Source organism: Amycolatopsis sp. NPDC051102, assembly GCF_040682815.1.
In the GTDB taxonomy this organism is placed as follows: Bacteria; Actinomycetota; Actinomycetes; order Mycobacteriales; family Pseudonocardiaceae; genus Amycolatopsis.
This window is the reverse complement of the sequence record NZ_JBFBBT010000001.1, coordinates 1,083,364-1,097,589: the sequence shown is the minus strand read 5'-3', so window position 1 is coordinate 1,097,589 and position 14,226 is coordinate 1,083,364. Positions and strand designations below refer to the sequence as shown.

16 protein-coding genes and 1 tRNA gene are annotated in these 14,226 nt (G+C 74.6%); 7 read left to right on the top strand and 10 right to left on the bottom strand.

Features of this window, described 5'->3' with window-relative positions:
- Nucleotides 1-130: 130 nt before the first annotated feature.
- Nucleotides 131-475, bottom strand: coding sequence for a hypothetical protein (locus tag AB0M93_RS04560; RefSeq protein WP_364268340.1), 345 nt, complete (start codon nucleotides 473-475; stop codon nucleotides 131-133).
- Between the two features lie 137 nt (nucleotides 476-612).
- On the opposite strand from AB0M93_RS04560, the gene AB0M93_RS04555 reads away from it, so the two are divergent.
- Entirely contained in the window at nucleotides 613-1,878 is a 1,266-nt protein-coding gene (locus AB0M93_RS04555) for a cation:proton antiporter (protein ID WP_364268338.1), read from the top strand.
- Between the two features lie 86 nt (nucleotides 1,879-1,964).
- Complete coding sequence (locus AB0M93_RS04550; RefSeq protein ID WP_364268336.1) at nucleotides 1,965-2,147, top strand: CsbD family protein; 183 nt, start codon at nucleotides 1,965-1,967, stop codon at nucleotides 2,145-2,147.
- A 66-nt stretch (nucleotides 2,148-2,213) separates the two neighbouring features.
- Here AB0M93_RS04550 and AB0M93_RS04545 read toward each other — a convergent pair whose 3' ends face one another.
- On the bottom strand, nucleotides 2,214-2,987 hold the full coding sequence (locus tag AB0M93_RS04545; RefSeq protein ID WP_364268334.1) for an SDR family NAD(P)-dependent oxidoreductase: 774 nt from the start codon (nucleotides 2,985-2,987) through the stop codon (nucleotides 2,214-2,216).
- Nucleotides 2,988-3,111: 124 nt separating this feature from the next.
- On the opposite strand from AB0M93_RS04545, the gene AB0M93_RS04540 reads away from it, so the two are divergent.
- Nucleotides 3,112-3,954, top strand: coding sequence for a helix-turn-helix transcriptional regulator (locus AB0M93_RS04540; protein WP_364268332.1), 843 nt, complete (start codon nucleotides 3,112-3,114; stop codon nucleotides 3,952-3,954).
- On the opposite strand, the gene selB is transcribed toward AB0M93_RS04540, so the two are convergent.
- The 3 genes from selB to AB0M93_RS04525 form a co-directional block, all read right to left on the bottom strand.
- Nucleotides 3,951-5,675, bottom strand: coding sequence for a selenocysteine-specific translation elongation factor (gene selB / locus AB0M93_RS04535; RefSeq protein ID WP_364268330.1), 1,725 nt, complete (start codon nucleotides 5,673-5,675; stop codon nucleotides 3,951-3,953). The genes AB0M93_RS04540 and selB overlap by 4 nt on opposite strands.
- Nucleotides 5,666-6,949, bottom strand: a complete 1,284-nt coding sequence (gene selA, locus AB0M93_RS04530; protein ID WP_364268328.1) for an L-seryl-tRNA(Sec) selenium transferase — start codon at nucleotides 6,947-6,949, stop codon at nucleotides 5,666-5,668. Before selA ends, selB begins: the two co-directional genes overlap by 10 nt.
- A tRNA-Sec gene (locus AB0M93_RS04525) sits at nucleotides 6,949-7,043 on the bottom strand. Before AB0M93_RS04525 ends, selA begins: the two co-directional genes overlap by 1 nt.
- 54 nt (nucleotides 7,044-7,097) lie before the next feature.
- On the opposite strand from AB0M93_RS04525, the gene selD reads away from it, so the two are divergent.
- From selD to AB0M93_RS04510, 3 genes are read left to right on the top strand one after another with little or no spacing between them, the layout of a single operon-like run.
- On the top strand, nucleotides 7,098-8,090 hold the full coding sequence (gene selD, locus AB0M93_RS04520; RefSeq protein ID WP_364268326.1) for a selenide, water dikinase SelD: 993 nt from the start codon (nucleotides 7,098-7,100) through the stop codon (nucleotides 8,088-8,090).
- Nucleotides 8,091-8,149: 59 nt separating this feature from the next.
- Entirely contained in the window at nucleotides 8,150-8,362 is a 213-nt protein-coding gene (locus tag AB0M93_RS04515) for a DUF2795 domain-containing protein (protein WP_364268324.1), read from the top strand.
- A 44-nt stretch (nucleotides 8,363-8,406) separates the two neighbouring features.
- Entirely contained in the window at nucleotides 8,407-8,973 is a 567-nt protein-coding gene (locus AB0M93_RS04510) for a cysteine hydrolase family protein (protein ID WP_364268322.1), read from the top strand.
- A gap of 55 nt (nucleotides 8,974-9,028) precedes the next feature.
- Here the strand turns inward: AB0M93_RS04510 and AB0M93_RS04505 are convergent, their stop codons facing one another.
- Nucleotides 9,029-9,931, bottom strand: coding sequence for a serine hydrolase (locus AB0M93_RS04505; protein ID WP_364268320.1), 903 nt, complete (start codon nucleotides 9,929-9,931; stop codon nucleotides 9,029-9,031).
- Between the two features lie 109 nt (nucleotides 9,932-10,040).
- The gene (locus tag AB0M93_RS04500; protein WP_364268318.1) at nucleotides 10,041-10,910 is read right to left on the bottom strand and encodes a LysR family transcriptional regulator; all 870 of its coding nucleotides are present in this window, start codon (nucleotides 10,908-10,910) and stop codon (nucleotides 10,041-10,043) included.
- A 109-nt stretch (nucleotides 10,911-11,019) separates the two neighbouring features.
- On the opposite strand from AB0M93_RS04500, the gene bla reads away from it, so the two are divergent.
- A complete protein-coding gene (gene bla, locus AB0M93_RS04495; RefSeq protein WP_364268316.1) occupies nucleotides 11,020-11,916 on the top strand; it encodes a class A beta-lactamase in 897 nt (298 codons plus the stop codon).
- Here the strand turns inward: bla and AB0M93_RS04490 are convergent.
- The 3 genes from AB0M93_RS04490 to AB0M93_RS04480 form a co-directional block, all read right to left on the bottom strand.
- Nucleotides 11,913-12,527: an NAD(P)H-dependent oxidoreductase gene (locus tag AB0M93_RS04490; RefSeq protein ID WP_364268314.1), complete on the bottom strand. Its 615-nt coding sequence runs from the start codon at nucleotides 12,525-12,527 to the stop codon at nucleotides 11,913-11,915. The genes bla and AB0M93_RS04490 overlap by 4 nt on opposite strands.
- A gap of 75 nt (nucleotides 12,528-12,602) precedes the next feature.
- The gene (locus tag AB0M93_RS04485; RefSeq protein ID WP_364268915.1) at nucleotides 12,603-12,833 is read right to left on the bottom strand and encodes a hypothetical protein; all 231 of its coding nucleotides are present in this window, start codon (nucleotides 12,831-12,833) and stop codon (nucleotides 12,603-12,605) included.
- 103 nt (nucleotides 12,834-12,936) lie between these two features.
- Complete coding sequence (locus AB0M93_RS04480) at nucleotides 12,937-14,202, bottom strand: helix-turn-helix domain-containing protein (protein WP_364268312.1); 1,266 nt, start codon at nucleotides 14,200-14,202, stop codon at nucleotides 12,937-12,939.
- Nucleotides 14,203-14,226 lie beyond the last annotated feature (24 nt).

The following is a 14,226-nucleotide window of genomic DNA, read 5'->3' as shown; positions in this document are numbered from 1 at the left end:
ACACGCGAGATGACCCTCCAATCACGCGAGATGCCCCTTGGATCACGCGAGTTCCGGGCGCGATCACGCGACTTCCGTGTACCGGAACGGTCGGCTCGCGTACCTGGAGGGTCGGCTGGGCGGGGGAACGTCAGCCGCGCAGGGCGACGTTCAGCACGTCGCCGGCGTGGTCGAGGCAGTCCACGCAGATCACCGCGTCCCGCGCGGCGCAGTCGACGCGCAGCAGCGGACGCCGGAGGCCGAGGAACGTCCGGCGCTCGCGGCGGCCGCAGAAGTCGCAGACCGCGGCCAGCGGCGACGTCACCGCCGCCAGCACGTCACCCGCCGGGGTTTCCCGGTCCGCGCCGTCACGGGCGATCCGCAGGCCGGCGCGGACGCAGTCCACGCAGATCGGCCCGTTCCGGCCGGGCACCCGGGGGTCGCGCCGCCTGCCGCAGAACCGGCACGGCGCCCCCGCCCCGTTCGTCGCCGTCACCGCGGCCTCCTCGTCGGTTTCGCCGCTCGCGCGCCGGGAATCCGGGCCGGGCGCGCCTCTCCCCGGCCACGCTACCCGGCTCCCGGGTGCCCGGCCGATCGCGGTGCGGCGGGGACGAGCGGGCAGGAGGAGTTTCATTGTCGTCGTTGACGGTGTTGTTCGGGGTGGCGGGCCTGCTGGCGCTCGCCGCGGCGATCGTCCCGAAGCTGGTCGCCGACCGGCCGTTCTCGGTGCCGCTGGTGATGCTGCTGGCCGGGATCGTGCTCGGCCTGCTGCCGCTGCCCGCGCCCTACGGCGACGGCTGGAGCGACCCCGCCGCCCACCTGCACGGCGTGGAGTCCTTCACGCAGCTGGGCATCCTGGTCGCGCTCGCCGGGGCGGGCCTGTCGGTGGACCGCCCGTTCGGCCTGCGCCGGTGGGGCTCGACGTGGCGGTTGCTGGGCGTGACCATGCCGCTGTCGATCCTGGCGATCGCCGTGCTCGGCTACTGGTGGCTCGCGCTCGCGCCCGGGGTGGCGCTGCTGCTGGCCGCGGCGTTGGCGCCGACGGACCCGGTGCTGGCGGGCGACATCGGCGTCCCGCACCCCGACGTCGAGCCGGAACTGGCCAGGGACAACGAGATCCGGTTCACCCTGACCACCGAAGCGGGGCTCAACGACGGCCTGACCATGCCGTTCGTCCTGCTCGGCCTGGCGCTGGTGGGCCACGAGCCGAGCCTGGACCTGTCCTGGGTGCTGGTGGAGCTGCTGCTGCCGCTGGTCGTCGGCGTCGTGGCCGGCCTGGTCACCGGGCGGGTGCTGGGCTGGGCGATCTTCCGGACGCCGTCGGACCGGCTGCGGCTGGCCGAGTACGCCGACGGGCTGGTCCTGCTCGCCCTCGCCTTCGTGCCCTACGCGCTCGCGGAAGCGGGCCACGGCAACGGGTTCGTCGCCGTCTTCGTCGCGGCCGTCTCGGTGCGCACGCAGGAGCGCGAACACGACTACCACGGCGTCCTGCACGCGTTCGGCCACCAGCTGGAACGGCTGTTCGTCCCGATCGCCCTGCTCGGGCTGGGCCTGGCGATCGGCGACGGCCTGCTGCGCGGCCTGCGTCCCCTGGAGGTGCTGATCGCGGTCATCGCGGTGCTGGTGGTCCGCCCGCTGATCGGCTGGCTGTCGCTGCTCGGCGCGCCGTCGCCCGGACGGCCGGCGACGGCGGCGATCGCGTTCTTCGGCGTCCGCGGCATCGGCACGCTCTTCTACCTGGCCTACGCCCTCGACCGGCAGCCCGTCCCGCAGCAGGACGTCCTGTGGCGCGTCGGGGCACTCGCCATCGCCGTTTCGGTGATCGTGCACGGCGTCCTCGCGGAGCCGGCGATCCAGCGGATCGAACGGATGGGCGGTCATCTGCCGGCCGATGTGTAGCGCCGGAACCAGTGGGTAACCCGGAGTCAAGGCCCTTTTGGCGACTGGCCGATCCGGAAATGTCGCCGCGACGGAAGGTGCACTCGATGAACGACAAGCTGGAAAACAAGGGCGAAGAGCTCAAGGGCCGGGCCAAGGAGGCCGTCGGCGACGCCACGGGCAACGAGCAGTGGCAGGCCGAGGGCAAGACCGACCAGGCCAAGGGCTCGCTGAAGCAGGCCGGGGAGAAGGTCAAGGACGCCGTCAAGGGCGTCACGAACAAGGACTGACCTCCGGCTCCCGATGCCGCGCCCCGGACCCCGGGGTGCGGCATCGGCATGTCCGGGGCAGCCCGGTCAGCGGTAGCGGGAGGCGAGTTCCGGCCGCTGCCCGCCGAAAGCGGCGAGGTCGGCCTGGAACACGGCGTCCAGCAGGCTCGCGTCCTCGACTCCGGGAGCGGTGACGACTTCGCCGAGCTCGAAGCCGCGCAGGCTGGCCGTGACGACGTCGTCGGCGGACATCCGCGGCACGGCGCTCAGGTCGAGGCCCTGGCGCTCGTGGAACTCGGTGGCGACCACGCCCGGGCACAGCACCTGCACCCGCACGCCGGTTCCTTCGAGTTCGGCGCTCAGGATCTGGGACAGCGCGACGAGGTAGGCCAGCGAGCCGGCGTAGACGGCCCGGCGGGGCATGACGGTCGAGTCGGCGGGGCCACTGAACGCGATCATCCCGGCCACGTTGACGATCTTCCCCTCGCCGCGTTCCTGCATGCCCGCGACGGCGGCGCGGGTGAGCATGGTGGGGGCGGCGACCTTGACGTGGACGAGTTCGCGGGCCTTCTCCGTGGGCAGCTCGGCCAGCGGCATGTAGTGGGCGACACCGGCGTTGTTGACGAGCATCGTCAACGGCTCCGCGGCGCAGATCGCGGCGATGGCCTCGACGCCGTCGTCGGTGGACAGGTCCGCGGTCACCGTCCGGACCTTCACGCCGGGATGGGCGGCGGCGAACTCCTCGAGGCGGTCCGCGCGGCGGCCGGTGAATATGAGGTCGTAGCCGTCGGCGGCGAGGCGTTCGGCGAAGGCCCGGCCGATGCCGGAGGTGGCGCCGGTGACGAGGGCGAGCTGGTTCATGGCTGTTCGTTCCTTTCGGTCTCCCTCCACCATCGGCCTGTCCGGCAGGTCCGGGAAGTGGTCCGGTTTTCCTGGGAACGGCAGTACCAGGACAACCGGCCGTCCGGTCGGCACAATCGGAGGCATGGCGTCCACCGGACTCGGCACGGCCCTGCGGCACTGGCGTGATCACGTCACCCCGCAGTCGGTCGGCCTGCCCGCGGGCGGACGCCGGCGCGCCGCCGGGCTGCGCCGCGAGGAGCTGGCGCAGCTGGCCGGCATCTCCGCCGACTACGTCATCCGGCTCGAACAGGGCCGCGCCACCACCCCGTCGGCCCAGGTCGTCGAGGCGCTGGCCCGCGCGCTGCGCCTGCCGCAGGAGGAACGGGCCCACCTCTTCCGGCTGGCCGGGCTCGCCGCGCCGGGGCCCGGCACGGTGCCGCGGCACATCACGCCGAGCGTCCACCGCATGCTGGACCGGCTGGCCGGCACGCCGGTCGCCGTCTTCGACGCCGCCTGGAACCAGCTGCTCGCCAACCCGCTCTACACGGCCCTGATGGGGGAACGGCACGGCGACGACCTCAACGGCGTCCGGCGCAACTTCCTCGGCGCGGGCAGCCGCGTGCGGTACACGCCCGAGTCGCGCGGCGCCCTGGAGGCGGCGCTGGTGGCTGACCTGCGCCGCACCGCCGGCCAGTACCCCGCCGACCGCGACCTGCGGTCGCTCATCGCCGACCTCCGGCGCCGCAGCACCCGCTTCGCCGAGCTGTGGGACTCGGGCGCCGTCGGACGGCACGAAGCCGCCCGCAAGACCATCGACCACCCCGACGTCGGCGCGCTGACCCTGGACTGCGACGTCCTCAGCGTCGCCGGCAGCGACCTGCGCATCATGGTCTACACCGCCGAGCCGGGCACCGACGACGCCGACCGGCTGGCACTCCTGGGCGTCATCGGGACGCAGTCGCTCGTCGCGGAACGCCGGAGCTAGCCGGTCGTCCGGCGGGTGCCGTCGCCGAGTGGCTCGGTCCGGCCGGCCGCGTCGAGGCGTTCCAGCAGGGGGATCATCACCCGCCGGGTGCTGTCGAGGGCGCGGCGCGCCGCCGAAACCGTGAACGGCTGCGGCAGCCGGCGCAGCTGCGCCACCGCCTGCTCGTCCGCGTCCGGGCCGAGCACGACGCCGTCGGCGACCGCGGTCAGCCGGCCCAGCCGGACCGCCGCGGCCAGCTCCCGCCGGCCGAGGCCCAGCGACCGCAGTTCGTCGGCTTCGGGCGCGCGGAAGGGATGCTCGACGAGCCGTTTCACCACCACGTCGACGGCCTGTTCGACGGCCGGGGCGAGTCCCGCGCCCGGACGGCGGACGAGCCCCGCCGCGACTTCGAAGCCGGTGCCCCGCAGCACGGGCACGACCAGCTCCGGGGCGGGCAGCCCGAGCCGCTGCCGCAACGCCTCCACCGGCACGCCCGCGGCCGTGCTGTCCCACGCGCCCACGATCTCGGCCGCCTGCGCGCGCAACGCGGCGAACCGCCCGGGATCGGCACACCACTCGCCCAGCCGCTCCCCCGTCTCCGGCAGCCCCATCGCCGTGAAGTCCTCCGCGCGCACGAAACCGGTGCGGCGCAAGTACGTCCGGGCCAGGTCCGGTTCGGCCAGCTCGTGGCCCCGGGCCCGCGCCGCGCCGCGGCGGGACAGCGCGGGCGGGTCGACGTCGAGGACGTCGAACCCGGCGGCGATCCGGTGCTCGCCGGGGTCGCGCACCAGGCCGCGGTCGCCGACGCGCAGCGGCAGCGCGGTCGCCGTCGCGAGCCGCGCGGTGTCCGTCCCGAGTGGACGGACGCGGACCGGCACGGCCGCCGTGCCCAGGTGCAGGACGAGTTCGCGGTGCAGGTCCCCGGCGGCCGCGCCGCGCAGGCGGACGTCGAACTCCGCCGTGGTGCGCCACCGGCCGGGGGTGAGCAGGACGTCGCCGCGCCGGACGTCGCCCCGGGCGGTGCCGCGCAGGTTCACCGCCACCCGGGCCACCGCGGCGATCCGTTCGCGCGGTTCGCCCAGCGCCTGCAGGCCGCGGACTTTCACCCGCGACGCCCCCAGCCGCAGCTCGTCCCCCACGGCGATCGTGCCGGCGCCCAGGGTGCCGGTGACGACCGTGCCCGCGCCCGAAACCGTGAAGGCGCGGTCGATCCACAGCCGGACGTCGGCGTCCGGATCGGGCACCGGCAGGCCGGCGGTCAGTGCGGAAATCGCCGTGCGCAGCCCGTCGAGGCCGGCGCCGGTGGTGCCGCTGACGGCCACGCTCGGCACGTCACCCAACGACGTCCTGGCGATCTCCTCCAGCGCGAGCGCCGTCGCGGCCGCCGGGTCGGCGCGGTCGGCCTTCGTGACGACCAGCAGGCCGCGGCGGACGCCGAACGCGTCCAGGGCCGCGAGGTGCTCGGCCGACTGCGGCATCCAGCCCTCGTCGGCGGCGACGACGAACAGCACCGCCGGCGCCGGTCCGGCACCGGCGAGCATGTTGGGCACGAACCGCTCGTGGCCGGGCACGTCCACGAACGCGACGTCCTCGTCGCCGATCCGGGTCCACGCGAAGCCGAGGTCGATGGTGAGGCCGCGGCGGCGTTCCTCGGCCCACCGGTCCGGTTCCATCCCGGTCAGCCGCCGCACGAGCGTGGACTTCCCGTGGTCGACGTGCCCGGCGGTGACGATCACCCGCATCGGCGGACGGCTTCCCGCAGCTGCGCGTCCTCTTCCGGCCGCACGGTCCGCAGGTCGAGCAGGCAGCGGTCCTTGACGACCCGGCCGGCCACCGCGGGCCGGCCCGCCCGCAGCGCGGCCGCGTACCGGGCGGGCAGGCTCAGCGCGACGCTGGGCAGTTCGACGCCGGGCGCGCCCCCGCCGCCGACGGCCGAGACCGATTCGACGACGTGCACGTCGACCTCGTTCAGGGCTCTGACCAGGGCGTCGGCGCGGTCCCTGAGGTGCTCGACCGGCGCGGCGAGGGCCTCACGCACGGGCGGTTCGGGTCCGCGCAGGGTCGCTTCGAGGGCGGCGAGGGTGAGCTTGTCGACGCGCAGGGCGCGCGCGGCGGGGTGCCGCCGCAGCCGTTCGACGACGGCCGCGTCACCGAGCAGCAGACCGGCCTGCGGGCCGCCGAGCAGCTTGTCGCCGCTGGCCGTGACGACCGTGGCGCCCGCCCGCAGCGCGCTCGCCGCGTCGGGCTCGGCCGGCAGCAGCGGGTGCGGGGCGAGCAGGCCGGAGCCGATGTCGGCGACCAGCGGCACGCCGAGCCCGGCCAGCTCGCCGAGCGTGGCTTCGGAGGTGAACCCGGTGACGCGGTAGTTCGACGGGTGCACCTTCAGCACGAACCCGGTGTCCGGGCCGATCGCGGCGGCGTAGTCGCCGGCCGACGTCCGGTTCGTGGTGCCGACCTCGCGCAGCCGCGCGCCCGCCGATTCCAGCAGGTCCGGGAGGCGGAAGCCGTCCCCGATCTCGACCAGCTCGCCGCGGCTGACGACGATCTCGCGGCCGGGGGCCAGCGCGAGCGCGCAGAGCAGGAGCGCGGCCGCGTTGTTGTTCACCACGTGCACCGCGCCGGCGTCCGGGACGGCGGCGGCCAGCGCGGCGAGGGCGCCGCGGCCGCGGCGGGCGCGGCTGCCCGTCGCCAGGTCGAATTCGACGTCGGTGGCGCCGCCGGCCGCGACGAGGGCGTCCAGCGCGGCCGCCGAGAGCGGCGCCCGGCCGAGGTTGGTGTGCACGACGACGCCGGTCGCGTTGATGACCGGCCGCAGCGAGGACGCGCCCGCCGGGAGCCGGGCCAGCACGATGTCGACGACGTCGTCCGGGGCGAGCTCCCCGGCCCGCGCCGCCCGCTGGACGTCGTTGACCACGGCTTTGACCAGGTCCCGGCCGAGCGCGCCGGCGGCCTTGGCGATCCGGGGCTCGGCCAGGACCGCGTCGGTCCGCGGGATCGCGCGGCGCGGGTCAGGCATGGCGGAGGCGGACGGGAATCGAACCCGCCAGCGGCAGAACCTGCCGTTCGACGGTTTTGAAGACCGCGCCGGTCACCAGGCCGGATACGCCTCCCTGCACCATGGGGGTCATCCTGCCAAGGTTGCGGCGGGCGGGCACGATGAACCCGTGGGTTACCGACTGACGCAGTACGCGCACGGCGGCGGCTGCGCGTGCAAGATCCCGCCCGGCGAACTCGAAGCGGCCGTGGCCGGCCTCACCGGCGCCTCGCCGACGGACCCGCCGGGCGAGCTGCTCGTCGGGCTCGAGAGCGGCGACGACGCGGCCGCGGTCCGGATCTCCGGCGACACCGCGCTCATCGCCACCACCGACTTCTTCACCCCGGTCGTCGACGACGCCTACGACTGGGGCCGGATCGCCGCGGCCAACGCGCTGTCCGACGTCTACGCCATGGGCGGCACGCCGGTGGTGGCGGTCAACCTGCTCGGCTGGCCGCGGGAGACGCTGCCGTTCGAGCTCGCCGCCGAGGTCCTGCGCGGCGGCCTCGACGTCTGCGGCGAAGCGGGGTGCCACCTGGCCGGCGGGCACAGCATCGACGATCCGGAGCCGAAGTACGGCCTGGCCGTCACCGGCGTCGCCGACCCCGCGCGGCTGCTGCGCAACGACGCCGGCCGCGCCGGCCTGCCGCTGACGCTCACGAAGCCGCTGGGGGTCGGCGTGCTCAACTCGCGGCACAAGGCGACCGGCGAGCGGTTCGAGCAGGCGATCGACGCGATGACGACGTTGAACGCCCCGGCGTCCCGGGCCGCGCTGGCCGCCGGGGTCACCTGCGCCACCGACGTGACGGGCTTCGGCCTGCTGGGGCACCTGCACAAGCTGGCGCGCGCGAGCGGCGTCACCGCGCGGCTGGACCCGGCGGCGGTGCCGTACCTCGAGGGGGCGCGGGAGGCCCTGCGCGACGGGTACGTCAGCGGCGGGACGCGGCGCAACCTCGACTGGGTCCGCCCGCACGCGGACCTGTCCCGGATCTCCGAGGACGAGGCGCTGCTGCTGGCGGACGCGCAGACGTCCGGGGGGCTGCTGGTCGCCGGCGAGCTGCCGGGCCACCCGGTGATCGGGCACCTGGAGCCGCGGTCGGCGCACACGATCGTCGTCGGCTGAGTTTCCCGGCCGGACGGACCGGGTAAGCGCCGGGGAAGCAAACGATCAGGAGGTGTGCGATGCCCGATCCGGACCGGACCAGCCTCGAACAGCACCTGTCCGAGACCGAGTACCCCTGCGGCCGCGACGAGCTCCTGCGCCGCGCGGCGGCGGCGGGCGGCGGCGACTCGGTGCTCGGCTCCCTCGGCGGCCTGCCCGGCGGCGACCGTTACGAGAACTTCGACGCCGTCTGGACGGCGGTGTCGGCCAAGCACATCGGCGGGGCGCCCTGAGTTCGCCGCCGGAAACTGTCGGTGCCGGCGGCTAGGGTGCGCCCATGACCACTCTGACCGGCCGGCCCCACACCGCGCTCCTCGTCATCGACGTGCAGAACGGCGTGATGGCGACGGCACACGACCGTTCGAACGTCCTCGCCAACATCGTCACTCTGGTGGACCGCGCCCGCGCGGCCGGCACCGAGGTGGTGTGGGTCCAGCACACGAGCGACGAGCTGCCACGCGGCAGTTCGACGTGGGAGTACGTGCCGGAGCTGGTGCGGCGCGAGGACGAACCGCTAGTGCACAAGCTGTACGGGGATTCGTTCGAGGACACGGATCTCGAGGAGATTCTGTCGGCGCGTGGCATCGGCGGGCTGGTGGTGGCGGGGGCGCAGACGGACGCGTGCATCCGGTCGACGCTGCACGGTGCGCTGACGCGGGGGTACGACGTCACGCTGGTGGCGGATGCGCACACGACGGAGGATTTGTCGGCGTACGGGGCTCCGCCGCCGGGGCAGGTCATCGCGCACACGAACATGTATTGGCAGTACCAGACCGCGCCCGGCCGGACCGCGGGGACGGTGCCGACGGCGGAGGTGGAATTCGGGGTGAAGACGCCGGCCTGAGCGACGTGGCGCGGAAGGCTCGGTCTGGCGCGCCCGGCCGGGCCCCACCGGTTCCTCACCTGCCGCGCAGGTGGTCGCGCAGGGCTCGCGCCACCTGGGACGCCAGGATCTCCGCCTCCGGCTGGAGGACCGCCGGGACGCGGGACTCCGTCAGGGCCACCACCGCGAACGCGCCGCCGTCCGCGTGCTCGACCACGCCCGCCTCGTGGCGCAGGTTCAGCAACGTGCCCGTCTTCGATGACCACCGGGCCGCGTCGGAGGCGAAGTCGGGCGTCAACCGGTGGCGGATCACGTTGTTGGCCATCAGTTCGCGTACGCCCGCGGCCACCGACGGGTCGATCTTCGACGGTGTCCACAGCGCCTGCAGCAGGTCCACCAGCGCCCGGGCCGATGCGGAGTTCGCGCGCGTGACGTCGAGCTGCGGGAGCCGGTGGCCGTGGCCGGCCGTCGCCGCGCCGATGGCCAGCGAGTGGGCCAGGTCGGCTTCGGCCGCGTCGAACCGCTCGGCCGGGGTCTCCACCAGGTCCCGCATCAGGTGACGCACCGCGATCCCGCCCAGGCCCCACTCGCCGAGCATCCGCGTGACGTCGGCGGGCGGTGTCAGGCCGAACAGGACATCGGCGGCCGTCCCGTCGCTCAGCGACGTGCTCAGGTAAAGCAGGTCCTCGAGGGCCACGCGCGCCGGGTGCCGGAACCGGGTCAGCCCGATCGGGCCGGGTGTGGTGACGCCGCCGGGAGCCACCTCGAGCTGGGTGGCCCCGTCGAGCTCGCCGCGGCGGATGCGCTCCAGCGTGGCGGCGGCCAGCGGAACCTTGACCAGGGAGGCGATCGGGTACTCGCGGTCGGGGTCGATACCCACCTCGGCGCCGGAGCGCAGGTCGCGCACCAGGAACGAGCCGCGCAGCCCGCCTTCGTCCAGCTCGGCCCGCAGGTCCCGGACCAACGCCGGCGCGCTCATCGGCTCACCGCCCCGAGACCGCACCGACGCCCGGGGCCGCGTTGCTCGATGGGCAGCCCTCCGGCAATCCCCACCGGACCGCACCGACCGGCCACCAACGCCGAGGCACTCACCGTTCCGCCCCCAAGCACCGTCCGGCCGCGTCCTTCAACGTCGTCCGCAGCCGGTCACCGTCCTCGCCCAGCGCCGCCGCCACGGCGAAGCCGCGCGCGACCTCCAGCTCGCCCGTCCGCCGCCACGGCAGGCCCAGCTCCTCGGCCTGGGCCGCCGAGCACAGCAGCAAGTCCGCCGAGGCGAACACCTCCGCCGCCGCCGAGGTCAACGACGGCGCCACCGCCACCTGCGACGGGGACAAGCCCACCGCGTCCCGTACCCGCAGCAGCCGGTCGCGGACGTGCGGTACGTCGTCCTCCGGCTGGATCCACACCCGCCGCCGCGCTCCCGGCGACCGGCCGGCCCGCAACGTCTCCAGGAACACCACGCGGCCCGGCGGGAGCGCCGTCCCGGCCACGCCCAGCGGTACCGACCACACGCCTTCCTCCGCCGGGACCGCCGTGAGCGCGACCCGGACCTCGCTCGTGCGGACCAGCTCGGCCCGCTCCCCCGGCCCCGCCGCGCGGAACTCCAGGTGGACTCCCGACGCCCGCGCCGCCGCGGCGAGTCCGGCCAGCTCCCGGACCCCGCACGTCGCCGGCACCGCCACGCGCATCGGACGCAGCCGGGCGCGCTTCGCGTCCTGCTCCAGCTCCTCGGCCAGCGCCACGAGCCGGCGGGCCGTGGGCAGCACGTCCCGGCCGAACGGGGTCAGCCGGGCGCGGCGGGTCGAACGGTCGAACAGCCGCTCACCGAAGTGCCGCTCGAGTGCCGCGATGCGGCGGCTCGCCACTGGCTGCGGGATGCGCGCCAGCGCAGCGCCCGCCGTGAAACTCCCCGTCTCGCTCACGCTCACGAACGCCCGGCAGCCGCCGACCAGGTCCACCACCCCACTCTATGCGCTTTTCGCATCGAACCGCGCAGTTCCGTCTTGGACAGCATGACCGCGACCGGCGAGACTGCGGATGTCGATCAAGACGGAAGGAAGATCTCCCGTGCCGCTCCCCCACGTCCGGCTGGTCGCGCTCGCCGCGCTCGTCCTCGTGCCGCTCGCCGCCTGCGCAGCCGAAGCGCCGGCACCACCGCCGGTCGTCACCGCACCGGCCGTCACAGCGCCGGATTTCGCCCCGCTCGAAAGCGACTTTGACGCCCGCCTCGGCGTGTACGCCGTCGACACCGGGTCCGGCCGCGAGATCACCCACCGCGCCGACGAACGCTTCGGCTACGCCTCGACGCACAAGGCGTTCTCCGCCGCCGCCGTCCTCCAGCGCACCAGCCTCGACGGGCTCACGAAGACCCTCTCCTACACCCGCGCCGACCTGCAGCCGAACTCGCCGGTCACCGAAAAGCACGTCGCCACCGGCATTCCGCTGCGCGACGCGATCGACGCCGCCCTGCGCTACAGCGACAACACCGCCGCGAACCTGCTGTTCCGGGAGCTCGGCGGGCCGCAGGGGCTCGCCGCCGCGCTGCGCGGGATCGGCGACACGACCACCCACGTCGACCGGATCGAACCCGGCCTCAACGACCTCGCGCCGGGTGACGTCCGGGACACGAGCACGCCGCGCGCGATGGCCGGCAGCCTGCGGGCCTTCACCCTCGGCGCCGCGCTGCCGCCGGAAAAGCGGGCGGTGCTCACGGACATGATGCGCGCCAACACGACCGGCGCCGCCCTGATCCGCGCCGGCGCGCCGGCGGGCTGGGCCGTCGCCGACAAGACCGGCACGGGCAGCTATGCCACGCGCAACGACATCGGCGTCGTCTGGCCGCCCGGGCGGGCGCCGATCGTGCTGGTGGTCATGTCCAGCCGGCAGGCGGAAAACGCCGATCACGACGACCGGCTGATCGCGCAGGCGGCGAAGCTGGTCCTCGGCACCTTCCAGCGAAGCTAACCGATGAGCTCTCGCGCGGCTGACGAGACGTCGTCGAGCCACGCGGCCCGCTGCGCGGCGTCGGCGTCGGCCAGCACCCGCAGCACCAGCCGTCGCACCTCCGGCTCGCCGAGGTAGGGCGCGAGGCACCGCCGCCAGATCGCGTCCAGGGGGTCGCCGAACAGCGTCCGCTCACGCTCCTCCGTCGTGTCGGAGGTGTTCACCACCAGCAGCCGCCGCAGGGACAGCAGCGACTCCGGTGCGCCGCCGGCGTCGTCGAGGCGGTACGCCACCCCGGGGACGAGGATCCGGTCGAGCCAGCCGCTGAGGATGGCCGGCGGTTTGCCCCACCAGTTCGGGTGGACCGCGACCAGGCCGCCCGCGGTGCCCAGCTCCTCCCGGTGCCGCCGCACCAGCGGATCCGGTTCGGCGGCGAGGAACTCCTCCGCCCGGGTCCCGCTGGTGTAGGCCTCTTCAGCGGTCAGGACCGGGTCGAAGCCTTCGGCGTACAGGTCGTGGAACCGCACCGGGACCCCGGCCCGCTCCAGCGTGTCGCAGATCCGCTCGGCGACCGCGTGGTTGAAGCTGCCGGGCCGCGGGTGGGCGAGCAGCACGATCACCGGTGCGCTCATCCCGGCACCGCCATCAGCACGTTGTCGATCACGCCGACAGCCTGCCACGGGCGCGCGGCCCGGCGGGACCGCCGGTCAGCCCGCGTTGGCGAGCAGGCCCGGCCCCGACGGCGCGCTCCGCACCAGGCACTGGTGACACGGCATGCCGCGCAGCCCGTCGAGCACTTCGGCGTCGCCGGGGAAGATCGGTTCGCCGCACAGCGCCGTCAGGTGGTCCGGCACCGGGGCGTCCGGAACGGGGATCAGGTGGCAGACGCGTCTGCTCTCGCCGACGACACCTCGGCGTAGCCGCACCAGCGCGAGCATTCCACCGTTCTCACCCATGGAAGCACGGTAAGCGAAGATCGCCGCGCGGACTTCGTGTCCGGGGCCCAACGATCTTGGGACACCGTGGTCCGGGACACCAAAGTCACGCCGGGGCGAGCACCGCGCCGCCCAGCCGCCGGCAGAGGGTGAGCGCCAGTTCGACGTCGAGGCGCCCTTCGCCGAGCCCGCGCGGCAGCAGGTCCTCCGCCTTGCGGACGCGGTACTGCACGGAGTTCTTGTGCATCGTCAGCTCGGCGGCCGCCGCGGTGTAGCTGCAGCCGGAGGCGAGGAAGACGCGCAACGTCTCGCGCAGCCGCCCGCAGTTCTCGTCGTCGGCGGCGAGCGGTCCCAGCGTGCTCGCCACCCACAGCCGGGCCGCGTTCAGGTCGCTCGTCAGCAGGGCCACCGTGCCGACTTCCCGGAAGGTCAGCACGCGGTCGCAGTGTTCGCCGGCGGCCAGCGCCAGCGCGTGCACCCGGCGGGCCTGCTGGTGGGTGTCGCGGAAGCCGCCGACCCCGGTGCCGGGTTCGCCGACGGTCAACCGCACCCCGGGTGCGGCCTCCGCGAGCGCCGCGTCGAGGTGCTCGCGGCCGACCGTCGCCCCCGGCTGGAGCGGCAGCCACGCCCAGGCACTCGCCTCGTCCCGGGGCACGAACAACGGCCGTCCCTGCCCGCGGACGCGCTCGAACACCGACCCCGCGACCGACTCCAGCAACGACAGCGCATCGTCGACGAACGCCTCCGACGCGTGCCAGACGATCATCCCCACGTGCGTCCCGCGCAGGCGGTAGCCGATCACCGCCTCGGCCGCGTCGACGTCGGGCGGGCCACCGTTGCCGTCGAGCAGGTCGGCCACCTTCGCCGCCCGCGCGGCGCTGCGGTTGAGCAGCCAGCGGTCACGTTCGTCCTGGTAGACGCCCACGAGCTGGCGGACGACCCGGGTGATGAACTCGTAGGCGACCCGCAGCAGCCGGCGCATCATGGCCCCGAGCAGGGCCGCGTCGTCGACCAGCCGGGTGCACTCCTGGAACCCGAAGTCGAGCATCGCGGCCTGCCCGAGGTCGTAGGCGCGGATCAGGTCGAACACCGGCGTGCCGCGCTGCGCCAGCCGGCGCGCGTACTCCATCGCCGCGGCCGGCGGCTCGACGGTCGCCGGGTCGATGCCGTGCCGAAAGATCTGCAGCGCGGTCTCGATGTTCTGGTAGACGCTCGCCGACAGCAGGCTCACCATGCGCTCGTCGTCGTTGACCAGCTGCGGCAGGTCCGTGGCGTAGAGCTGGACCAGTTCCCCGGTGAGCTCGCCCGCGCGATCCGCGAGGGTGGCGGCGATCTGCCGGATGCGCTCCGAGACGACTTCTTCGTCCACCATGGAGCTACCTTAGGGGGTGCTGCC